The sequence below is a fragment of the Streptomyces sp. NPDC058796 genome (assembly GCF_042745235.1).
Taxonomy (GTDB): domain Bacteria; phylum Actinomycetota; class Actinomycetes; order Streptomycetales; family Streptomycetaceae; genus Streptomyces.
In genome coordinates this window covers 1-21,847 of the sequence record NZ_JBHYOP010000030.1, presented here as the reverse complement: position 1 = coordinate 21,847, position 21,847 = coordinate 1, and the positions used below count along the sequence as shown (strand labels likewise).

The following is a 21,847-nucleotide window of genomic DNA, read 5'->3' as shown; positions in this document are numbered from 1 at the left end:
CGGGTGATCGTCACCGAGATCGACCCGATCTGCGCGCTGCAGGCGGCGATGGACGGCTACCAGGTCACGACGCTGGACGAGGTCGTCGACCAGGCCGACATCTTCGTCACCACGACGGGCAACAAGGACATCATCATGGCCTCCGACATGGCCAGGATGAAGCACCAGGCGATCATCGGCAACATCGGCCACTTCGACAACGAGATCGACATGGCCGGCCTCGCCAAGATCCCCGGCATCGTCAAGGACGAGGTCAAGCCGCAGGTCCACACCTGGACCTTCCCCGACGGCAAGGTCCTGATCGTGCTGTCCGAGGGCCGCCTGCTGAACCTGGGCAACGCGACCGGCCACCCGTCGTTCGTGATGTCCAACTCCTTCGCGGACCAGACCCTGGCCCAGATCGAGCTGTTCACCAAGCCCGACGCCTACCCGACCGACGTCTACGTGCTGCCCAAGCACCTCGACGAGAAGGTCGCCCGCCTCCACCTCGACGCCCTCGGCGTCAAGCTGACCACGCTCCGTCCGGAGCAGGCCGAGTACATCGGCGTCAAGGTCGAGGGCCCCTACAAGGCGGACCACTACCGCTACTGAGGACGCGACCGCCGGGGCGTCCTGCACCCCGGCGGTCACCTCCGTGCGGTGGCGGGCCTCTACAGCGCCGCCTCCAGCTCCAGGCAGGTCGCGTAGTCCGGCAGGATGCCCGCTTCCAGCGCCTGAGCCAGCGTGGGGGCCGCGACATCACGCTCGGACATGACCGGCTCCGCGCCCTCGAGCGTGAGAGGCAGGGCGAGTTCCGGGTCCAGCGGGGAGACCGCGAGCTCGTGTTCCGCCACGTACGGACCGGACATGAGGTACACCAACGTGGTGTCGTTCTCCAGTGCGACGAACCCATGGCCCACACCGATCGGCAGATACGTCGACCGGAAGGTGTCCTGGCCGAGCTCCACCGTGTCCCACTCGCCGAACGTGGGCGATCCCACCCGCAGGTCGACGACGAAGTCCAGCGCCCGGCCACGCCCGCACGTGACGTGCTTGGCCATGCCCGGCGGTGTCGCAGTGAAGTGCACACCGCGCACCACGCCGCGGCTCGACCGGCTCTGACAGGTCTGGAAGACGGGCATGGCGTGCCCGCTCGTCCTCGTGAACTGCGGCTGCTGGTACGTGGTCACGAACAGGCCGCGCCGGTCGGGGAAGATTTTCGGAGTGAACTCATAGGCGCCCTCGACGGAGAGTTCCCTGACGGTCGTGGGCGCGGTCGCGCCGATGGGTCGAGTCGTCATCACAGAGGCCCGCGATCCGATCACTCGCCCCACTTCATGTAGATGACCGGCGGCTCACGGCCGGGCAGCTGGCGCAGAGGCGCGCAGTCCAGGCCGAGGACCTCCCGCAGCGCGGTGGTCTCACCGGGCCACTTCGGGTGGGCCAGCTCGTCGAACGCGAGGATGCTGCCCTTGGTCAGGTGCGGCCGGATCACCTCCAGGAGCTCCTTGGTCGGCTGGTGGAGATCCAGGTCGAAGTAGGCCATGGCGATGACCGTCTCCGGGTTCTCCTCCAGATACTGCGGAACGGTCTCGCGCACGTCACCCTGCACCACGAAGGAACGCTGTGTGTGCCCGAACGGCTCGGACGCCTCATGGGCCGCGAGGACCTCGCGCAGATGGTCGACCTCGTTCTCCGGCACCGCGAAACGCCCGGCGACGGCACTGGTGCTGACCTTGTCCACGTCCTTGATGTCGTCCGGGAAGCCGGTGAACGTGTCGAAACCGATGATGCGCCGCAGCGAGTTGTACGGCTCGTAGATGCTGCGCAGGGCCGTCAGCGTGGCCAGGTGACGGCCGTGCAGCACGCCGAACTCCATGACGACGCCGGGCACTTCGGGCAGCATGCGGTAGAGCGCGTCCATGGAGAGCAGGTCGGCGAGCTGGTGGCGGCGCAGATAGACGGGCAGGTTGTCGATCAGGTACTGGGGCGGTATGGGACTGCCGACAAGAAGCTTCGTGAGCCGCTCACGCGCGTCGCGCTCGTGATCCGACTCGTGGGGGACGATGCGCGGGTCCGTGAATCCGTCCTTGGCCATGAGAGGGCTCTTCCTTTCGCCGTTGGGTCGTACCGTCCCACAGGTCGATATGACGCAACAGCGGCATCAGCTGCGGATGGAGCCGTTCTCCAGGCGTACTGTGCGCCCGGTGAACCGCCGGTCAAGCATGCGGTCGTGGGAGACGACGACCAACGCTCCCCGATAGTGCGACAGGGCCTCTTCGAGGTCCTCCACCAGCGCCGGTGACAGGTGGTTCGTCGGCTCGTCGAGCACCAGCAGATCGACGGGGTCGTGCAGCAGCCGGGCCAGGGCGAGGCGCCTGCGCTGCCCGACGGAGAGCCCCGCCACCGGCGTCGCCAGATCCGACGGCTTGAACAGCCCGAGGCCGAGGAGCGCCCCGCGGTGCGCCTCCACGTCGCCGGGCAAGCCCGCTCGGAACCCGTCCAGGAGACTGAGCCCGGGATCGGTGACGGCTGTCTCCTGCGGCAGCCAGCCGGTGCGCGCCGGACGCGTGCCCGTGCCCCGGTCCGGTTCCAGATCGCCGACCAGTACCCGCAGCAGGGTGGATTTGCCCGCCCCGTTGGGGCCGGTGATCAGGACCCGCTCGCCCGCACGCACCTCGAAGTCCGGCACGTGGAGCCGTTGTTCCACCACTACGTGGTGCAGCCCGGCGATCACCGGGTCGCCCGTGGCGTCACCGCCCTGGATCCGGGGTGCGAAGCGCATCGGCCGCGGCGGGCGGGGGACCGGGTTCTCCTCGAGCCGGCGCAGCCGCTCCCTGGCGTTGCGCACGCGGGCGGAGATCTGCTTCTCCACACTGCGCTGGTGCCGGCCGTTCGTCCGATCGGTGTTGGCCCGCGGCCCGGCGGCCACGTGGTTCGCCGCGGCGCGTGTCAGTTCGCGCTGGCGCGCCAGATCGTCCTTCCACTCCTGGTGCTGCTGCTCCCGACGCAGCCGCAGGGTCTCCTTGGCCTTGAGGTAGCCGGCGTAGCCGCCGCCGTGGCGGTGGACCGTGTGCCGCTCGGCATCCACGTCCCACAGGGCCGTGGCCACCCGCTCGAGGAAGACGCGGTCGTGAGAGACGACGAGGATGCTGCCGCGGTGGGAGCGCAGGTGATCCTCGAGCCATTCCAGGGCGGCCCGGTCCAGATGGTTGGTGGGCTCGTCGAGCAGCATCAGCTGCGGCGCCGCCGCGAGCACACAGGCCAGCCCGAGGCGGGCCTGCTCGCCGCCGGACAGGCCGGCCAGGCGCCGGGTGAGGTCCACGGACGCCAGCCCCAGGCCGTGCAGGGCGGCCCGCACCCGGGAGTCGGCCGCGTAGCCGTCCCGGGCCTGGAACGCCTCCGTGAGATCGCCGTACTCGGTCAGAAGGGCCGCGAGGTCATCGCCTTCGGCCTCGGCCATGTCCCTCTCGCAGCGGCGCAACTGCCGCTCCAGCGCGCGCAGCTCGGCCAAGGCGTGGTCGATGGCGTCCCGTACCGTGTCCTCGGGTGCCGACTCGGGGAGCTGCGGGAGGTAGCCGACGCCGCCCGGCGCACGTACCAGGATGCGGCCCTCGTCGGGCTTCTCCACCCCGGCGAGCAGCCGCAGCAGGGTGGTCTTGCCCGATCCGTTCTCCCCGATGACGCCGACGCGCTCGCCGAGCGCCACGGACTGATGCACCCCGCCCAGCAGGCGGCGGGTGCCGCGGGAGTGCTGGACGTCGTCCAGGACCACCTGGAAACCGCCCGCCGACGACGTGGCCGGCACCGGCGGGTAAGGGCCGTCCGCAGCGGAGTTCGTGGGGGAGGAGTCATGCATGGATTCGCACGCCGTTTCATCCGTAGTCCGAGGAGGCCGACCGAGGCGGCATCACCGCATGGCACAGAACGAGAGACTGGCGGAAAAGGGTAGAGCGGCGCTTGAGCGGCGCAAGAAGACCGCTGGAGAAGCGGCGCTCGCCGTGCCCGTGACGTCCGCGGAGGAAATGCCGGTGGGGCGGCAACTGGCCAAGCGCCGGTGATTTTCGGCTGTTTCGGCATGGCGACCGCCATCGGTGTGGGAGCTCGCGTCCACACCGGCAGGTTGCCCCCGTCCGGCCGTTCGGCGCTCAGCACCTGCGCAAACGATCAGGGGCACGGCGCGCGACGGCATGCTCCGCACGCGGCCGCACCCGCGCGCTGACCGAGGCGTCCGGCACTTCTCCGGAACCGGTGGGTGTGGTTAGTGTCTGCGGCATGCACTTTCCCCAGCTCTACGGCTGACGCGGGCCGCGGCGCCCGAACCCCTCCTGTACCGATAAGCCGTAGCACCGAAAAGAGTCGTACCTTATGTCCCGTCGCCACATCGCGATGATCGGCAGCCCCATCGTCAGCCACGTCCTGCCCGGCATCGAGGTCATCCGTGAACTCGTCGCGCGCGGGCACCGGGTGACGTACGCCGACGACCCGATCGTCGCCGACCAGATCACCGCTACCGGTGCCGAGTTCGTCCCCTGCACCACCACGCTGCCCGTCGTCGACAACAACTGGCCGCAGGACCCGATCTCGGCCATGACCCTCTTCCTCGACGACGCGATGCAGGCGCTCCCGCAGCTGCGGGTCCACTACGACGAGGACCCCGCCGACCTCTACCTGTACGACATCGGGTCCTACACGGGCCGCGCGCTCGCCGAGGCGCAGGGCCGTCCGCTCATCCAGCTCTCCCCGACCTTCGTGGCCTGGAAGGGCTACCAGGAGGAGGTCGGCGACCAGCTGATGCGGCTGCCGGGCGCCGACGCGTACCGGCAGAAGTTCTCCTCCTGGCTGGCCGGGTGCGGAGCGACCACGCTGGACGTCGACGCGTTCAGCGGCATGCCCGCCCGGTCCATCGCCCTGATCACCAAGGCCATGCAGCCCAACGCAGACCGGGTGGACACCGACGTGGTGACCTTCGTCGGTCCCTGCCTGGGGGACCGATCCGACCAGGGGACCTGGACCCGCCCGGCCGACGCGGGGAAGGTGCTGCTGGTCTCCCTCGGATCCGCCTACACCCAGCAGGTGGAGTTCTACCGCCGGTGTCTGGCGGCCTTCGGCGACCTGGACGGCTGGCACGTCGTCCTCCAGGTCGGCAAGCACACCGACGTCAAGGAGCTCGGGGACATCCCCTCCAACGTAGAGGTGCACCGCTGGGTGCCGCAGCTGGCGATCCTGGAGCAGGCCGATGCCTTCGTCACCCACGCCGGCATGGGGGGAAGCAGCGAGGGGCTCTACACCGGCGTGCCGATGATCGCCGTGCCGCAGGGCGCCGAGCAGTTCGGCAACGCCGACCGGCTCGTCGCGCTCGGCGTGGCCCGGCGCATCGACACCGCCGACGCCACGGCCGAGGCACTGCGTACGGCGCTGCTTGAACTCACCGGTGACCCGGAGGTCCGCCGCCGCTCCGACGAGCTGCGCGCCGAACTGCTGGCCGAGGGCGGGACCCGACGCGCCGCCGACCTCATCGAGGCCGCCCTGCGCTGAGCCGGCGAACAGTCGCACGCGGCCGGTGGCCCCGCCCGCGGGGCCACCGGCCGCGTGCTCGGGAACAGGGGGACAGGCATGGGCAGCGTACGGATGGGCGTGCTGGGCTGCGCGGACATCGCCTGGCGGCGCATGCTGCCCGCGCTCGCCGCCGATCCCGCGGTGGAGGTGGTCGCCGTCGGGAGCCGGGACGGGGCCAAGGCTGCCGCGTTCGCCGAACGGTTCGGCGGTGAACCGGTGACCGGTTACGAGGCCGTGCTCGGCCGGCCCGACGTCGACGCCGTCTACGTTCCGCTGCCGCCCGCGCTCAACGCCGACTGGACACGGCGCGCGCTCGAGGCGGACAAGCACGTCCTGTGCGAGAAGCCGCTGACGGGCAGCGCACGGCAGGCCTTGCAGCTCTGGGACCTCGCCCGCGCCCGCGGCCGCGCGCTGTTCGAGAACTACATGTTCCTGTGCCACCCCCAGCACCAGGTGGTCGACGAACTGCTCGCCGCCGGGCACATCGGCCACCTCAGGTCCCTGACCGCCGAGTTCGCCATCCCCGGCAAACCGCCCGGTGACATCCGTCACCGCCGCGACCTGGACGGCGGTGCGCTCACCGGTGTTGGCGGCTATCCGCTGCGCACCGCGCTGCGCCACCTCGGGACCGGCCTCGAAGTGGCCGGGGCGCATCTCAAGCCGGACCCGCGCACGGGAGTCGACACCGGCGGGGCGGCGCTGCTCACGGCGCCCAACGGCGCGGTGGCCCAGCTCGGGTTCGGCCTGGAGCACGCCTACCGCGGCCGGTACGAGCTCACGGGCTCCCGGGGCCGCATCACGGTGCCCCGCGCCTACACGCCGCCCGCCAACCACACGGCAGTGATCCACCTCGAACGGGGCGGCAGGCACGAGGAGTTGCTCGTACCCCCGCACGACCAGTTCCGTTCCGTGGTGAGGGCCTTCGTCGAGGGCATCCGCTCGGCCACCCCGTCCCCGCTCACGGGCACGGCACTGGTCGAACAGGCGCGGCTGGTCGAGGAGGTCCGCGCCGTCGCGCAGCACGGAAGGTGACGGACCCGCCGGGTCAGGCCTCCGCCCGGCGTCGTGCGACGGCCGCCACCACATCGTCGACGGCCCGGCGCAGGGGCACCTCGGGGCGCCACCCCGTCACGTCCCGGAAGACCGACGAGTCGATGACGAGGTCGCGGAGGTCACCGGTCTCGGCGTAGTCGGGCGCGTCCACGGACAGCACCGGGACGGGGGGCCGTCCGGTGTGCAGGGCCGCCGTGTCGGCGATGGTCCGGAACAGGTCGCCGAGCGCGACGACGTGCCCCCCCACCGCGCAGGCGCGGCCGTCGAGGGCCGCCGCGTGGTCGAGCGCGACGGCGAACGCGCGGGCCGCGTCGCTCACGTCGAGGAACTCGCGCCGCACAGTGCCGTCGTGCCACATGGTGAGCGCCTCGCCGGACAGGGCCCGGCCGGCCATCGCGGGCGCCACCCCCGCCGCGCTGCCGACGGTGGTCGGCAGGCGCAGCGCGACGCCACGGACAGCGCCCAGGGCCGCGGCATCCAGCAGGTACCGCTCCGCGGCGGCCTTCTGCCGGGCGTAGGCGCTGCGCTGGGGGCCGTCGTCCGCCACCTGGTTGGTGCTGGCCAGGAGCAGGACCGGGGGCGGCCCTCCGCCGGGCGCCGCCGCGCACTGTGCGATCACGTCACGCACCAGGCCCACGTTCACCCGCTTCGCCCGGGGGTCCGACGCGGCGGACCGCCACGCGCCCCGGCCACTCATGTGCGCGACCAGGTGGATCACCGCGTCGGCGCCGCGGACCGCGTCGGCGACGGCGCCCTTTGTGGTGAGGTCGGCGCGCATCACCTCGGTCGCCGCCCGGCCGCCGGCCGGCACGGCGAACGGGCCGCGCGCCACCGCGCGCAGCCGTATCCGGCGGCGGGACAGTTCCCGCACCACGGCGGAACCGATGTACCCGGAGGCGCCCAGGACGACGACCAGAGGGCGGTGGGACGCGTCCCACCCGGCGTCGGAGGAAGGGGGACCTGTCATGGCTGCTGCCTCATTTCGTGATGTGTTGCCGCCTTTCGCGACGGGCCGCCGCACCCCGCTCAAGGAGTACTCGTCCTCGGGTCCAGAGAGGGCGGCTTCGCGTGTTCACGGCCCGGGCGGCGCGGCACAATCGGCGACGTCCCGTCCATCGTTCCGGCCCCTGGGGAGTTTGTTATGCGTGTGCTGATCGCGGCTTTCGCGCACACCTCGCATTTCCATGGCTTCGTGCCGCTCGCGGGGGCCTTGCGCGCCGCGGGACACGACGTGCGTGTGGCCAGTCAGCCCGGCTTCGCGGACGCGATCACCGGCGCCGGACTGACAGCCGTACCGGTGGGCGACGACCACCGGCTGCTCGAAGCGATGAGGGAGAAGGGCGCGGAACTCCGGAAGTACTCCGCGGACATCGATCTGTCCCGGCCCGAGACAAGCGACTGGGACTATCTGTTCAACCTGTACGACCTGTCCGTTCCCTACTTCTACTCGATCATCAACGACGAGTCGTTCGTCCGGGACCTCGTCGGGTACGCCCGCCGGTGGCGCCCGGACCTGGTGCTGTGGGAGCCGTACACGTTCGCCGGGGCGATCGCCGCCCGGGCGTGCGGCGCCGCCCACGCACGGGTGCTGAGCGCGAGCGACCTGAACGCGCACTTCCGCCGGGAGTTCACGGAGCGGCTCGCGCAGCGGCCCGCCGGGCAGCGTCCCGACCCGCTGCGCGACTGGCTGACGGCGGCCGCCGAGCGTCACGGGGTGGCGTACGACGAGGAGTTGGTGGTAGGCCAGTGGTCGGTCGACATGCTGCCGGAGCGGTTCCGGCTCGACCTGTCGCTGCCGACGGTGGGCATGCGGTACCTGCCCTACAACGGCCGGGCCGTGGTTCCCGACTGGCTGAAGGAGGCCGCGCCGCGACGCCGAGTGTGCGTGACGACCGGGTCGACCGGGAGCGGCTTCACCGCCGACCCGGACGTCTTCCACTCCTACCTGCGGGTTCTCGCGGAGGTCGACGCCGAAATCGTCGTCACCGCCGACGCCGCCGCCCTGGCCGAGGCCGGCCCGCTCCCGGAGAACGTCCGGGTCGTCGACTTCGCCCCGATGGACGTACTGCTCGAGGGCTGCTCCGCCGTCGTCCACCACGGCGGCAACGGCACCTGGTCGACGGCCCTCTACCACGGCGTGCCGCAGATCATGGTGCCGTACCTGTGGGACACCGTCCTGCGCGCGCAGCAGACGGCCGCCGCGGGCGCGGGCGTGCACCTCAAGGAGGGCGAGGTGAGTGCCGAGGACCTGCGCGACAGCGTTGCCCGGGTGCTCGCCGACCCCTCGTTCCTCGACCGGGCCCGCGCGCTGCGCGACGAGGCCCGTGCCGAGAGAAGTCCCCAAGGCGTGGTGTCCGCCCTGGAGGAACGGGTGTCCGCCCGCTGAGTCCGGCGCTCCACGCTCACCCCGCGGTGTCCGCGCCCAGCAGACCCCGGTGCTCCTGCCACCCGTCGGCGATGTCCTGCTCCATCTGGTTGAGGCGTGCGGTCACGGCCTGGTCGAAACCGTCGAGGAAGTACTCGTCGCCGGGCCGCGGCTCGATGTGCGGATGCCGCTCGACGAACTCGTGGACCACCTCGTGCAGGCTCTTGGCCGGGGTGACGCGCCCGGCGATGTAGCGGTGCGCGCCGGCGAGTTCGGGGAACCCCGCCTCGCGGTAGAGGTAGACGTCACCCAGCAGGTCGACCTGCACCGCGACCTGCGCGTGCGCGGAGCTTCGCATGGTCTGGGGGCTGATGCGCAGGAGCTTGGTGTCCACCCCGTTGCGCAGACTCTCCAGGGCGTAACCGAGATCGATGTGCAGCGCGGGAGTCCGCTCCCGTGCGTACGCGGTGAAGTCCCGCAGCGCGTCTTGCAGTCGAGCGCGCTCGGCAGGAGCGAGTAGGCCGTCCTCACGGCCGCTGTAGTCCTCGCGCACCGTCACGAAGTCCAGGGGGCGGCCGGGGGAGTGCTCGTTCAGGTCGGCCACGAAGTCCACGAGGTCCATGAGCCGGTCGGCCCGCCCCGGCAGGATGATGTAGTTGAGGCCGAGGCGGAGCGGGGCGTCGCGCTGCGCCCGCTGGGCCATGAACGCGGCCAGGTTGGCGCTGACCCGCCCGAAGGCGCGCGGTCTGGTCGTGGTGGCCTCGTATTCGCTGTCGTTCAGGCCGTACAGCGAGGTGCGGATCGCGTGCAGTGACCACAGCCCCGGCTGGCGTTCGAGGGTTCGGTCGGTGAGGGCGAAGGCGTTGGTGTACAGCGTCATGTCGAGCCCGCGTGCGCCGCCGCGCGCCGCCAGTTCACCGAGTCCGGGATTGGTGAGCGGTTCGAGCCCGCCGGAGAAGTACACCGTGGAGGGCTGGGTCTCGGGCACCTCGTCGATGACGGAGGCGAACATTGCGTTGCCCGCGTCCATGGCGGAGGAGTCGTAGCGCGCACCGGTGACGCGTACACAGAAGTGGCAGCGGAACATGCAGGTCGGACCGGGGTAGAGGCCCACGCTGTAGGGAAAGGCCGGTCGCCGGCGCACCACCGCGTCGAGCGCGCCCGTCCGTTCCAGCGGCAGGATGGTGTTGGACCAGTACTTCCCCTCCGGGCCCCGCTGGACGGCTGTCCCGAGCTCGGGGATGCGGCGGAAGAGGCCGAGCAGCGCCGCGAAGCCGGCGCGGTCCACGTCCAGATGGTGACGGGCCTGCTCCAGGGTGGTGAAGGGATGGGAGCCGTACCGCACAGCCAGGTCGACGAGGTGCCCGGCCCGCTCGGTGGCCCCCTCACCGGTGTCGCCGAGGAGGGCGAGGCGGGTGCGCAGGGCGTGGATCGCGGCGGCACGGTCCCCGCCGGGGCGTGCCACGTCTTCGATCGCCTGCGCGGGCGTGATCGCTTGGGCGGTGTCCACGAGAACTGTTACCTCCGGGTCGGGCTTCGGACCGATGACGCTCATGCGGGCACTGCCTGCGCCCACATCGCCTCGATCTGCTCGCCGCGCTCCGCGGCGAGCCGGATGATGCTGCACACTCGACGGATGTCCTCGAAGGACACCGAGGGCCCGGTGGGCAGTGCGAGTACCCGCTCGGACAGGCGCTCGGTGTGTTCGAGCCGGAGCGGGGGCTCGGCCCGGTAGGCGGGCATCAGGTGGCAGGGCGGCGAGAAGTACAGCTGGGGGAAGACCTTCTCGGCCTGCAGGAGGGTCCGCAGCCGGTCGCGGCGCAGACCGGTGACAGCACGGTCGGTGAGCAGGATCAGGTACTGGTGGTTGTTGCGCTCCTTCTCGTCGAAGGGCAGCACCTCGACGCCGGGAGCCCCGCGCAGTTCCGACCGGTAGAGGGCGTGGTTCTCACGGTTGCGTTCGCGGGTCTCCTCGAAGGCGTCGAGGGAGGTGAGGCCCATGGCGGCCGAGCACTCGCTCATCTTGGCGTTGATGCCGACGGAGGTGACCGACTTGTCCCGGTCGATACCGAAGTTGCGCAGGGCCACGAGCCGTTCGGCGAGCTCGCCGTCGTCAGTGGTCACCGCCCCGCCCTCGAAGGCCATGACCGTCTTGGTGGCGTGGAGGCTGAACACCTCCGCGTTCCCGAAGCTGCCGATCGGCCGGTCGCCGGAGGTGCAGCCGAAGGCGTGGGCCGAGTCGAAGAACAGTTTCAGGCCGTGCTCCGCGGCGAGCTTCTCCAGCTCGGTGACCGGTGCCGCCCGGCCCCACAGGTGAACGCCCAGGATGGCGCCGGTGGCGGGGGTGATGAGCTCCTCGACCCGTGCGGGGTCCAGGCAGCCGGTGACCGGGTCGACGTCGCAGAAGACCGGCTCGAGCCCCACCCAGCTCGCCGCGTGGGGAGTGGCCGCGAAGGTCAGCGACGGCATGATGACCTGGCCGGTGACCCCCGAGGCCTTGAGTACGAGCTGGAGCGCCGCGGTGGCGTTGCACGTGGCGACGCAGTACCGCACGCCGGTCAGGTCGGCGATGCGGCCCTCCAGCTCGGTGGTCAGCGGGCCGCCGTTGGTCAGCCACTCGTTGTCCAGGGCCCATTCGAGACGGGCGAGGAACCGGGCCCGGTCGCCGACGGTCGGCATGCCCACCAGGAGGGGGCGCAGGAAGGCCTCGGGGCCGCCGAAGAGCGCGAGGTCGGTGAGGACACGCTTCACGGGGTCACCGCCAGGAGACAGGCAGCTCGAGCGGCCCGCGCATGAAGACGTGACGCCACGTCAGGTCAGCGCTGGGAAGGGTGAGCTCCAGGGTCGGGAAGCGCTTCAGGAGCACGTCGAAGAAGACTTCCGCCTCTGCCCGTGCCAGCGCGGCACCGAGGCAGTAGTGGATGCCGTGGCCGAAGGTGAGGTGACTGCCGTCGCTGCGGTCGGCCCGGAAGGACTGCGGGTCGGTGAACCGTGCCGGGTCGCGGTTGGCGGCGGCCAGGTTGATCAGGACCGTGCTCCGCGCGTCGATGGATTCCCCGCCGATCTCGACGGGCTCCAGGGCGTGCCTGCTCGTCATCTCGATGGGCGCCATGTAGCGCAGGATCTCCTCCACGGCGGACCCCAGGAGACCGTCGTCCGCACGAAGGCGGGCGAGCTGGTCGGGGTGGGTCAGCAGGAGGAAGGACCCCGTGCCCAGGACGTTGACCGTAGTCTCGATCCCGGCGACGAGCAGCAGGAACGCCGTCGAGATCAGTTCGTCCTCGGAGAGGCTGTCCCCGGAGTCGCGCAGTTCGACCAGGGCCGACAGCAGGTCATCGCCCGGCTCGTCGCGCCGGCGACGGATCAGCGAGCGGATGCATTCGAAGAGGGCGCGGTACGAGGCGGCGTTGCGCTCCGCGAACGCCGGATCGCTCTCCACGACGTGCTGGGACCAGAGCTGAAAGTCCGCGCGGTCCGCATCGGGGACACCGAGGAGTTCGCACATGACGGTGAGCGGCAGCGGGCGGGCGAGCGCGCCCACCAGGTCCCCGCCGCCGGTGGCGGCGAACTTCTCCACCAGGTCCTCGGCGATCTCCCGGATCCGCGGGCGGAGGGCGTTGACGCGCCGCATGGTGAATTCCCGGGAGACGAGCTTGCGCAGCCGTCCGTGGTCCGGCTCGTCGCTGCGGAACATGTTGCGCTGGAAGTACTCGACCAGGTCCGCCGGGATGCCGGCGGCCGCCGAGAGGTCGATGTCCGACTGCTTGGTGGGGTCGTTGCTCAGCCGGGGGTCGCTCAGGGCGGCGCGTACGTCCTCGTGACGGTTCACGAGCCAGACGAAGGAACCGTCGTAGAAGCGCACCCTGGTCACCGGACGGTGCTCGAGGATGTCCCGGTACGTCGCGTACTGGTCGGTGTGGAAGAGCTCGTCGCTCAGGTCGAGGACCTCGGGCAGGTGCGGCTGGTTCATGGTGTCCTTTCACCGGTGAGGGGCTCGGAGTGCCCAGGTGCCGGGTGGGGCGTGAGAGGTCCGCGGAGGGTGGCCGACGGGCGGCTCCAGCGGCGCATGGCGGGCAGCTCGACGGCGGTGTGCAGGAGCCAGGCAGCGGCCCAGCAGACGAAGAACAGCACGACCGCCAGGCCGGTCAGCGCGGGAAGGCCCGGCCGGACGTCGTCCGGCAGCGCGGCGAAGAAGGCCGTGAGGATCATGTGGTGCACGAGGTAGAAGGCGAAGGAGAGTTCGCCGAGCCGCACCAGGCGCGGACGGCGCGCCAGGGAGGGCAGATGCGCGCGGTCGCGGACGGCGGCCGTGGGGATGAGCACGGCCAGCGGGAGGACAGTGGCGCTCGCCATCGCCCACAGGTGGGGCATCTCGGTGACCATCGTCGTCACCCCGGCCACTGCATAGCCGGCCACGCACAGAACGGCGGCGAGCTTGACGCTGAGGACGGGCCACATCCCCTCGCGTACGAGCAGGGCGAGCACGATGCCGAGCGCGAACTCCAGGAGCCGCACGGGGGGCGCCGTGTAGACCAGCCAGAACTGGGTCTGGGTCCAGCCCGCGAGCGGTACGACTTCCCCGGGCAGCAGCCGCGCCAGGTGCGGAACGGCCATGACCAGGGCCACCAGGACGCCGGCGGCCGGCCACAGCCGGTGCCGCGGCAGCCGGCGCAGCCCCCGGTACAGGAACGGGAACAGCAGGTAGAAGAACAGCTCGCAGGCGAGCGTCCACGAGATCGGGTTGACCGTGGCGGTGAGGATCATGTCCGGCACCCAGGCCTGGACGAGCAGCAGGGCTGCGGCCGTCGTCGACGTGGTCACGACGGCGCCGGTGACCCAGGCCAGCACGAGACCGGCCGACCAGGTGACGACGTGGCTCGGGTAGATCTTCACCAGCCGGCGCCGCCAGAAGCGCCGCACCGTGTCACCCGGCCGTGCCGCGTACGTCAGGACGAACCCGCTGAGGACGAAGAAGAAGGAGACGCCGACCGGCCCGGCCGGCAGCAGGAAGTAGGCCAGGTCGCGCGAGGCGGGATCCGCCTGCGGGTTGAACTGGCTGAGCGCATGGCAGACGAACACCAGGAGCGCGGCGAAGAACCTCAACCCGGTCAGCGACGGCAGCCGTTCGGACAGGCTTCCCCGGTCACCGGCCGTGTCGGCAGGGGAATGCGCTTGGGATTTTTCCTCGGGTAGCAAGGCTCACCGGCCCTTCGATTGGTTGCCGCTGTCCAGGAGTTGGCGCTGCCGGTTACGGGCGGCCTAAATCGCGTCGGCCATATCATTGCGCAGGTTGGTCGAGACCAGCTAAAGGGAAGCTTGATGGTCGATATTCCATCGCTGGGATATGCGTGCCCCGCCACTGAAGTGGCGCCTGTGACCTGCGTATTCTTGAAAACGATTCGATTTTGTCGACCATAGAAGCCTTGGTCGGGGTCGCTGGCTAGTGTACGTTCAACTGGCCACTGGTCAACGGTAGTAGACCGTTTATGGGGTACAGTCGATTGACTATTTCTGTGGTGACTCTCCCCTTCGGTCAGGTCGCAGTCGGTGTGGCCGGCATTTCCGCAGGCCATGTTTTGCAGAGGCCCGCTCCCTGGTATGTGTGGACGACTAGGAGTCAGGTGTGAACGGCAGTTCCCGTCAGGTTGAGAACACTTTTGCAGCTGCCGAAGGGGCGGTCCTGCCGTGGGCCCTGTCGGGAGCGGACGACGGCGCGCTGCGCGCCTGGGCACGCCGGCTCACCGCCCACCTCGACGCACGGCCGGACCTCGGCGCCGACGCGTTCGGTGCCGCGCTCGCCTGCCAGGACCGGCGCCTGCCCCACCGCGCGGTGATCGTCGGCTCCACCCGTGCCGAACTCCGCGACGGGCTTGCCGCCATCGCTGACGGCAGCCCGCATCCGGCGGTCGCGCGCGGAACGGCGGACGCCGCGGCACCCGTCACCTTCGTCTACCCGGGCCAGGGATCTCAGTGGCCGGGCATGGCCATGCAACTCGTCGGCGAATCACCGGTGTTCGCGGACGCGATGGCGCGGTGCGCCGATGTCTTCGCCGTCGAGTCGGGCTGGTCGCTGACCGAAGCCCTCGCCACGGTGGCCGCCGCCGGCACCACGCCCCGGGTCGAGATCGTCCAGCCGGCCCTCTACGCGGTCAGCGCCGCCCTCACCGAACTGTGGCGGTCCTTCGGTGTCCGGCCCGACGCCGTCGTGGGCCACAGCATGGGCGACCTCGCCGCCGCCCACGCCACGGGAGGCGTGGACCTCCGGGACGGCGCCCGCGCGGTGGCGCTGTGGAGCAAGGAACTCATGCCCCTCGTCGGCAACGGGGACATGGCGTCGGTGGCTCTGCCCGCCGACGAGATCGCGCCGCGCCTCGCCTCCTGGGGCCCGGACCTCGTCCTGGCCGGCGTCAACGGCCCCCGCTCGGTGCTGCTGGCCGGGACGACCGGACCGATCGTGCGCTGCGTGACGGAGCTGACCGCCGAAGGGGTCCGCGCCCAGGTGATCGGCGTCTCGATGGCCGCGCACTCCCCGCAGATGGACGACGTCACCGACGGACTGCGCGCGGCGCTCGGCTGGTTCACGCCCGACGCGGGCACCGCCCCCTTCTACTCCAGTCTCACCGGCGGCATCCTCGACACCCGCGAACTGACGGCGGACTACTGGTGCGAGAACTTCCGCAGCCGCGTGCGGTTCGAGCGCTCGGTGCGGACCTGCGCCGGCGACCGCGAGGGCGTATTCATCGAGGTGAGCCCGCACCCCGTCCTCGCGTCCGCCGTGCGGCAGACCCTCGACGCGGCGGGCGCCGGGCATGCGGTGCTGCCCACGCTGCTCCGCGGCCAAGGCGGGCTGCGGCGCTTTCTGACCGCGGCGGCGGAGGCGTACGTCCACGGGGTGGAGGTCGACTGGACGGCCGCCTTCCCCGGCGCCGAACAGACCCCGGATGCCGAGCTGCCGGACCTCCCGCCTGCCGGGACGGACCTCGGCGCACAGCCCGCCGAGCCCTCCCGCTCGGGGCTCTTCACGGCGGACGCGCCGGAGCACGAGATACGTCAGCGGCTGGCCCGGCTGGTCGACGCGGAGACCGCCGCGGTGACCGGCGCCGGCGCACAGGACGCGGACCGCTCGCTCACCTTCGCCGATCTCGGGCTCGACTCCGTCCTCGCGGTGCAGCTGCGCAACCGCCTCGCGGCGGCCGTCGGTCAGGACATCGGCATCGCCACGCTCTTCGACCACCCCACCCCGCGCGCCCTCACCGACGCGCTGTACGACCTGCTGCGCCCGCGCACCGGACCGGACGCGGAACCGGCCACGCAGCGGCCCGAGCCGGGAGCCGGCCACACGGCGGACGACCCGATCGCGGTCGTCGCCATGGCGGTGCGACTGCCCGGCGGAGTGCGCACCCCCGAGCAGTTCTGGGAGCTGCTCTCGGGCGGACACGACGCGGTGGCGGGCCTGCCCACCGACCGAGGCTGGGATCTGGAGGCACTCTTCCACCCGGACCAGAGGCGCCCGGGCACGGTGCGGCAGCGCTCCGGTGGATTCGTGCACGAAGCCACCGACTTCGACGCGGACTTCTTCGGCATCTCGCCGCGCGAGGCGCTGGCCATGGATCCGCAGCAGCGGCTCCTCCTGGAGGTCAGCTGGGAAGCACTCGAACGGGCCGGTATCTCCCCCGAGTCGGTGCGCGCCACGCCCACCGGCGTGTTCACCGGCGTCATCGCCCAGGAGTACGGCCCGCGCCTGGCCGACGGCGCCGCGGACGTCGGCGGCTATCTGGTGACCGGCACCACCACCAGCGTCGCCTCCGGACGCATCGCCTACACCCTGGGCCTCGAGGGACCGGCCGTCACCGTGGACACGGCCTGCTCGTCCTCGCTTGTGGCCCTCCAGCTCGCCTGCCGCTCCCTGCGCGCCGGGGAGACGGACCTGGCGCTGGCCGGTGGCGCGACCGTGATGCCGACGCCCGGCATGCTCGTCGACTTCAGCCGCCTCGGCGCGCTCGCTCCCGACGGCCGGTGCAAGGCGTTCTCCGCCGACGCCGACGGCTTCGGGATGGCGGAGGGTGCCGGAGTGCTCCTCCTGGAGCGGCTCTCCGACGCCCGGCGTCTCGGCCACCCCGTCCTGGGCGTGATCCGGGCGGTGGCGGTCAACCAGGACGGCGCGAGCAACGGCCTTTCCGCGCCCAACGGCCGGGCCCAGGCCCGGGTGATCCGGCGGGCACTCGCCGACGCGGGACTGTCGGCGGCCGACGTCGACGCGGTCGAGGCGCACGGCACCGGCACCCGGCTCGGTGACCCGGTCGAGGCGCAGGCCGTGATCGAGACATACGGCACGGCCCGCCCCGCCGACCGCCCGCTGTGGCTGGGTTCGGTGAAGTCCAACATCGGGCACACCCAGGCCGCCGCCGGCGTGGTCGGCGTCATCAAGATGCTGCTCGCGATGGGTCACGGCACACTGCCGCCGACCCTGCACGCCGACCGCCCCTCCACGGAGGTCGACTGGTCCCGGGGCGCGGTGCGACTTGCGACCGAAACGGTTGCCTGGCCCGACGGGCCGGGGCCCCGACGGGCGGGTGTCTCGTCCTTCGGCATCAGCGGCACCAACGCGCACGCCATCGTCGAGGCACCGCCCCGGCCGGAGCCCGCCGCCGGTGCGGTGGGTGACGAGGCTGCGGGAGGTGACCGGCGTCGCGGCCGCGTCGTGGCGCCCTGGACCGTGTCGGCGCACAGCGAGACCACGCTGCGGACACAGGCGGGGCGCCTCGCCACGCACCTGCGCGAACACCCCGAACTCGCCGCCACCGATGTGGCGTTCTCGCTGGCCACCACCCGCGCGGCTGCGCGTCACCGCGCCGCGTTCGTGGCGCACGGGCGAACCGGGGCACTCGCCGTGCTCGACGCGCTGGCCGAGGGCGACAGCCAGCACGCGGCCGTGGGGGTCGCCCGGCCGCAGGCCTCGCCCGTCTTCGTCTTCCCCGGCCAGGGGTGGCAATGGGCGGGTATGGCGGTCAGTCTCTACGACGCCGTACCGGTGTTCGCGCGCGCTCTGGACGAGTGCGCCGCCGCACTGGAGCCGCACCTGGACTTCCATGTCCTGCCGTTCCTGCGCGCGGAGGCCGCCGCCGCGGACGGCCGCCCCGACGCCGGTCTGTCCACCGACCGCGTCGACGTGGTGCAGCCCGTCCTCTTCGCGGTGATGGTGTCGTTGGCCTCGCTGTGGCGCTCGTACGGCGTCGAGCCGGCCGCGGTGATCGGGCACTCCCAGGGTGAGATCGCGGCCGCCTGCGTCGCCGGCGCCCTGTCCCTGGACGACGCGGCCCGCCTGGTGGCCGTCCGCAGCCGCGTCATCGGCCGGCTGCGCGGACACGGCGGCATGGCCGCCGTCGCCACCACCCCCGACGACCTGACGCGTCGACTCGTCCCCTACGACGGCCGACTGGAGACCGCCGTGCTGAACGGGCCGCGCTCCGTGGTGGTGGCCGGCCCCGACGACGACCTGAACCACCTGGTCGCCGCCCTCGTCGCGGAGGGCGTACGGGCCACGCGCCTGCCCGTCGACTACGCGTCGCACACCGCGCACATGGAGGAGGCCCGCGCCGCCCTGCACGAGGAGCTGGGGAGGATCGAGCCGCTGCCCGGCGCCGTGCCGTTCTTCTCCACGGTGACCGGCGACTGGGCGGAGCCCCGGACACTGGACCGCGCGTACTGGTTCCGCAACCTGCGCCGGACCGTCCGGTTCGGACCCGCCGTGCGGTCGCTCGCGGAACAGGGATTCCAGTACTTCATCGAACTCAGTGCCCACCCCGTGCTCACCACCGCCGTCGAGGAGACCGGGCACGACGTCGGTGCCGACCTGACCACGGTCGGGACCGTACGCCGCGGCCACGGGGGACCCGAGGACTTCGCCCGCTCCCTGGCGACGGCGTGGGCCGCGGGCGTCCCCGTGCGCTGGGACTCGGTGTTCCTCGGCGTCCCGGCGCGCACGGTGCCGCTGCCCACCTCGACGTTCCAGCCGGAGCGCTACTGGTGGGAGCCCGCCCCGGACGCGGGCACCACCGCCGGCGGGACGGGCCACGGCGCGCCGGCGGCCGACGCGTTGCGCTACCGCATCGACTGGCAGCGGGTGCCCGCCCCACAACCCTCCGAGGCGGGCCCGCGCACCTGGCTCGTCGTCCGGGGCGGCGGGACCGCGGAGGCGGTCGCGCAGACCGCGCGCGCCTCCCTCGAAGCGGCCGGCGCGACGGTGACGGACCTGGTGCTCACGGCCGCGCCCACGCGGACGGACCTGGCAGCGGCCCTGCGCAGCGCCGCCAATGGCGCGGACCGGGTCGGAGTGCTCTCGCTGCTTGCCGTGGACGAGGGCACGGACGAGGGCCTCGACGCGGACCTGACCGAGACTTCCGGCGAGAACGGCGAGCGCGTCGGCACGCCCCTGGGCCTGCCGTCGCTCGGCGGCACCGTCGTGCTCGCCCAGGCGTTCACCGACTCCGGCCTCGACGGCTCGCTGTGGTGCCTCACCGAGGACGTCCAGGTCACCTCCGTCGACGAGCGGCCTGCCGACCCCGCCCGGGAGGCCCTGTGGGGCCTGGGACGGGTCATCGCCCTCGAACACCCCGCTCTGTGGGGCGGATTGATCGACGTGTCCGCCGCGCCCGCGGCCGGGATCACCCGTTCGCTCGCCGGCGTGCTGATGGGCGCAAGCGGTGAGGACCAGGTCGCCCTGCGGGGCCAGGAGGTGTTCGTACGCCGCTGGAAGCGGGCCGCGCCCAAGGCCGCGCCGAGCACGTGGGAGCCGACCGGCACGGCGCTGGTCACCGGCGGCACCGGCGGCATCGGCCGGCACGTCGCCCGGTGGCTCGCCCGACGCGGCGCCCCGCACATCGTCCTCACCAGCCGCAGCGGGCCGAACGCCCCGGGCGCCGACGAACTGGCCGCGGAGATAGGCGCGCTGGGTTCGAAGGTGACCTTCGCGGCGTGCGACGTCACCGACCGCGACGCGCTGCGCTCGCTTCTCGGGAGTCTGCCCCACGACCAGCCGCTCACGTCGGTGTTCCACACCGCGGCCACGCTGGACGACGGCACCCTCGACGCCCTGACCGGCGAGCGCATCGAACGGGCCGGCCGTGCCAAGACCCTCGGCGCCAAGAACCTGCACGACCTCACGGCGGACGCGCCGCTGACCGCGTTCGTCTTGTTCTCCTCCTTCGCCTCCGCGTTCGGCGCGCCGGGCCTGGGCGGCTACGCCCCGGGCAACGCCTACCTCGACGGCCTGGCCCGGCAGCGGCGCGCCGAAGGGCTGCCCGCGACATCGGTGGCCTGGGGCACCTGGGCCGGCAGCGGCATGGCGGAAGGCCCCGTGGCGGAGCGCTTCCGCCGGCACGGGGTTGTGGAGATGGCACCCGAAGAGGCCCTCGACGCCCTGCAGACGGCACTGGACCGGGCGGAGGTGTGCCCGGTGATCATCGGTATCGAGTGGGAGCGCTTCCTGCTCGCGTACACCGCGCAGCGGCCCACCCGTCTGTTCGACGCGCTGCCGGAGGCCGGAGACGCGCGGGAGGCCGTGCGTCGTGCGCACGGCTCGGACAGGACACCGCTCGGCGGGGTGGCGAACCTGCCCGCCGCCGAGCGCGCACGGGCGCTGCTGGACCTGGTGCGGCAGCACGCCGCATCGGTGCTCGGCCACCGGGACCCGGAACGGATCGAGCCGGAACGGGCGTTCCGTGAGCTCCGCTTCGACTCGCTGGCCTCGGTGGAACTGCGCAACCGGCTCACGGCCGCGACCGGTCTGCGCCTGCCCGCGACCCTCGTCTACGACCACCCGCACGCCCAGGCCGTCGCCGCCTTCCTGGAGGCCGAACTCTTCGGCGAGGCGGAGTCCCGGCCGGATCCGCGGCCCGCTTCCGCTGACGTTTCCGGTGCGGTGGGTGACGAGGACGACCCGGTGGTCGTGGTGGGGATGGCCTGCCGGTTCCCCGGCGGCGTCAACTCCCCCGACGAACTTTGGGAGTTCATCACCGAAGGTGGCGACGCGTCGGCCGTGGCGCCGGACGACCGGGGCTGGGAGCGGCGCGGCGCGCCGGCCGTCGGCACCGGCCGCCCCATGGGCAGTTTTCTCGATGGCGCGGGGGACTTCGATCCGGCGTTCTTCGGGATCTCGCCGCGCGAGGCGCTGGCGATGGACCCGCAGCAGCGCCAGGTGCTCGAGGTCACCTGGGAGGCGTTCGAACGCGCGGGTATCCGGCCGGAGACCCTGCGCGGCAGCGACACCGGCGTCTTCGTCGGCATGTCGCACCAGGGGTACGCGGCCGGACCGGTCGAAGGACGGGACGAGGTCGAGGGCTACCTCCTCACCGGCAACACCGCCAGCGTCGCTTCGGGGCGGGTGGCGTACGTGCTGGGTCTTGAGGGTCCGGCGCTGACGGTGGACACGGCGTGTTCCTCGTCGTTGGTGGCGTTGCACCTGGCGGCGCGTTCGGTGCGGGACGGTGAGGCGTCGCTGGCGGTGGCCGGCGGGGTGTCGGTGATGGCGGGTCCCGAGGTGTTCACCGAGTTCGCGAGGCAGGGCGCGCTCGCCGCCGACGGGCGCTGCAAGGCCTATTCCGAGCAGGCGGACGGCTTCGGCATGGGCGAGGGTGTGGGTCTGGTGGTGCTTGAGCGGTTGTCGCAGGCGCGGCGCAACGGGCGTCGGGTGCTTGCGGTGGTGCGGGGGAGTGCGGTGAACCAGGACGGGGCCAGCAATGGTCTGTCCGCTCCCAGTGGCCCGGCGCAGCAGCGTGTGATCGGTGGAGCGCTCGCGGCTTCTGGTCTGGTGCCGGATGAGGTGGATGTGGTGGAGGGGCATGGGACGGGGACGGTGCTGGGGGATCCGATCGAGGCGCAGGCGTTGCTGGC

The 21,847-nt window shown here is 72.0% G+C and carries 14 protein-coding genes; 6 read left to right on the top strand and 8 right to left on the bottom strand.

From position 1 onward, the window contains the following. The coding region (locus ACFW47_RS34945) for an adenosylhomocysteinase (RefSeq protein WP_386308261.1) at positions 1-591 on the top strand (591 nt) is incomplete at its 5' end. 59 nt (positions 592-650) lie between these two features. Here ACFW47_RS34945 and ACFW47_RS34940 read toward each other — a convergent pair. From ACFW47_RS34940 to abc-f, 3 genes are all read right to left on the bottom strand, one after another. Continuing rightward, on the bottom strand, positions 651-1,280 hold the full coding sequence (locus tag ACFW47_RS34940) for a dTDP-4-dehydrorhamnose 3,5-epimerase family protein (protein WP_386288176.1): 630 nt from the start codon (positions 1,278-1,280) through the stop codon (positions 651-653). A 20-nt stretch (positions 1,281-1,300) separates the two neighbouring features. Beyond that, a complete protein-coding gene (locus tag ACFW47_RS34935) occupies positions 1,301-2,077 on the bottom strand; it encodes a class I SAM-dependent methyltransferase (protein WP_386288178.1) in 777 nt (258 codons plus the stop codon). 66 nt (positions 2,078-2,143) lie between these two features. Next, the gene (abc-f, locus tag ACFW47_RS34930) at positions 2,144-3,838 is read right to left on the bottom strand and encodes a ribosomal protection-like ABC-F family protein (protein WP_386308260.1); all 1,695 of its coding nucleotides are present in this window, start codon (positions 3,836-3,838) and stop codon (positions 2,144-2,146) included. A 58-nt stretch (positions 3,839-3,896) separates the two neighbouring features. Here abc-f and ACFW47_RS34925 point away from each other — a divergent pair, with 58 nt between their 5' ends. From ACFW47_RS34925 to ACFW47_RS34915, 3 genes are all read left to right on the top strand, one after another. Then, positions 3,897-4,040, top strand: coding sequence for a hypothetical protein (locus ACFW47_RS34925; protein WP_386288183.1), 144 nt, complete (start codon positions 3,897-3,899; stop codon positions 4,038-4,040). Positions 4,041-4,347: 307 nt separating this feature from the next. Next, positions 4,348-5,517, top strand: a complete 1,170-nt coding sequence (locus ACFW47_RS34920) for a macrolide family glycosyltransferase (protein WP_386288185.1) — start codon at positions 4,348-4,350, stop codon at positions 5,515-5,517. 78 nt (positions 5,518-5,595) lie between these two features. Further along, the gene (locus tag ACFW47_RS34915) at positions 5,596-6,570 is read left to right on the top strand and encodes a Gfo/Idh/MocA family protein (RefSeq protein WP_386288187.1); all 975 of its coding nucleotides are present in this window, start codon (positions 5,596-5,598) and stop codon (positions 6,568-6,570) included. A gap of 13 nt (positions 6,571-6,583) precedes the next feature. Here the strand turns inward: ACFW47_RS34915 and ACFW47_RS34910 are convergent, their stop codons facing one another. Next, positions 6,584-7,558 carry an NAD-dependent epimerase/dehydratase family protein gene (locus ACFW47_RS34910; protein ID WP_386288189.1) on the bottom strand — a complete coding sequence of 325 codons (975 nt, stop codon included), beginning with the start codon at positions 7,556-7,558 and terminating at the stop codon, positions 6,584-6,586. Between the two features lie 174 nt (positions 7,559-7,732). On the opposite strand from ACFW47_RS34910, the gene ACFW47_RS34905 reads away from it, so the two are divergent. Then, positions 7,733-8,977, top strand: a complete 1,245-nt coding sequence (locus tag ACFW47_RS34905; protein ID WP_386308259.1) for an activator-dependent family glycosyltransferase — start codon at positions 7,733-7,735, stop codon at positions 8,975-8,977. A 16-nt stretch (positions 8,978-8,993) separates the two neighbouring features. Here ACFW47_RS34905 and desII read toward each other — a convergent pair whose 3' ends face one another. From desII to ACFW47_RS34885, 4 genes are read right to left on the bottom strand one after another with little or no spacing between them, the layout of a single operon-like run. After that, a complete protein-coding gene (desII, locus tag ACFW47_RS34900; protein WP_386288193.1) occupies positions 8,994-10,511 on the bottom strand; it encodes a dTDP-4-amino-4,6-dideoxy-D-glucose ammonia-lyase in 1,518 nt (505 codons plus the stop codon). Then, complete coding sequence (locus tag ACFW47_RS34895; RefSeq protein WP_386308258.1) at positions 10,508-11,707, bottom strand: dTDP-4-dehydro-6-deoxyglucose aminotransferase; 1,200 nt, start codon at positions 11,705-11,707, stop codon at positions 10,508-10,510. The genes desII and ACFW47_RS34895 overlap by 4 nt, the downstream gene beginning before the upstream one ends. 4 nt (positions 11,708-11,711) lie before the next feature. Then, positions 11,712-12,926 (bottom strand): cytochrome P450, encoded by a 1,215-nt coding sequence (locus ACFW47_RS34890; protein ID WP_386308257.1) that lies wholly within the window; start codon positions 12,924-12,926, stop codon positions 11,712-11,714. Further along, a complete protein-coding gene (locus ACFW47_RS34885) occupies positions 12,923-14,059 on the bottom strand; it encodes an acyltransferase family protein (RefSeq protein ID WP_386288198.1) in 1,137 nt (378 codons plus the stop codon). Before ACFW47_RS34885 ends, ACFW47_RS34890 begins: the two co-directional genes overlap by 4 nt. Before the next feature lie 520 nt (positions 14,060-14,579). Between ACFW47_RS34885 and ACFW47_RS34880 the strand changes: the two genes are divergently transcribed. Continuing rightward, positions 14,580-21,847, top strand: a 7,268-nt coding sequence (locus ACFW47_RS34880) for an SDR family NAD(P)-dependent oxidoreductase (protein WP_386308256.1), incomplete at its 3' end; no start/stop codon positions are given.

What these genes read in the sequence shown, in the direction of transcription:
- ACFW47_RS34940 (WP_386288176.1), bottom strand. Translation starts at nt 1,280, where the DNA reads ATGACGACTCGACCCATCGGCGCGACCGCGCCCACGACCGTCAGGGAA.
- ACFW47_RS34935 (WP_386288178.1), bottom strand. Translation starts at nt 2,077, where the DNA reads ATGGCCAAGGACGGATTCACGGACCCGCGCATCGTCCCCCACGAGTCG.
- abc-f (WP_386308260.1), bottom strand. Translation starts at nt 3,838, where the DNA reads ATGCATGACTCCTCCCCCACGAACTCCGCTGCGGACGGCCCTTACCCG.
- ACFW47_RS34925 (WP_386288183.1), top strand. Translation starts at nt 3,897, where the DNA reads ATGGCACAGAACGAGAGACTGGCGGAAAAGGGTAGAGCGGCGCTTGAG.
- ACFW47_RS34920 (WP_386288185.1), top strand. Translation starts at nt 4,348, where the DNA reads ATGTCCCGTCGCCACATCGCGATGATCGGCAGCCCCATCGTCAGCCAC.
- ACFW47_RS34915 (WP_386288187.1), top strand. Translation starts at nt 5,596, where the DNA reads ATGGGCAGCGTACGGATGGGCGTGCTGGGCTGCGCGGACATCGCCTGG.
- ACFW47_RS34910 (WP_386288189.1), bottom strand. Translation starts at nt 7,558, where the DNA reads ATGACAGGTCCCCCTTCCTCCGACGCCGGGTGGGACGCGTCCCACCGC.
- ACFW47_RS34905 (WP_386308259.1), top strand. Translation starts at nt 7,733, where the DNA reads ATGCGTGTGCTGATCGCGGCTTTCGCGCACACCTCGCATTTCCATGGC.
- desII (WP_386288193.1), bottom strand. Translation starts at nt 10,511, where the DNA reads ATGAGCGTCATCGGTCCGAAGCCCGACCCGGAGGTAACAGTTCTCGTG.
- ACFW47_RS34890 (WP_386308257.1), bottom strand. Translation starts at nt 12,926, where the DNA reads ATGAACCAGCCGCACCTGCCCGAGGTCCTCGACCTGAGCGACGAGCTC.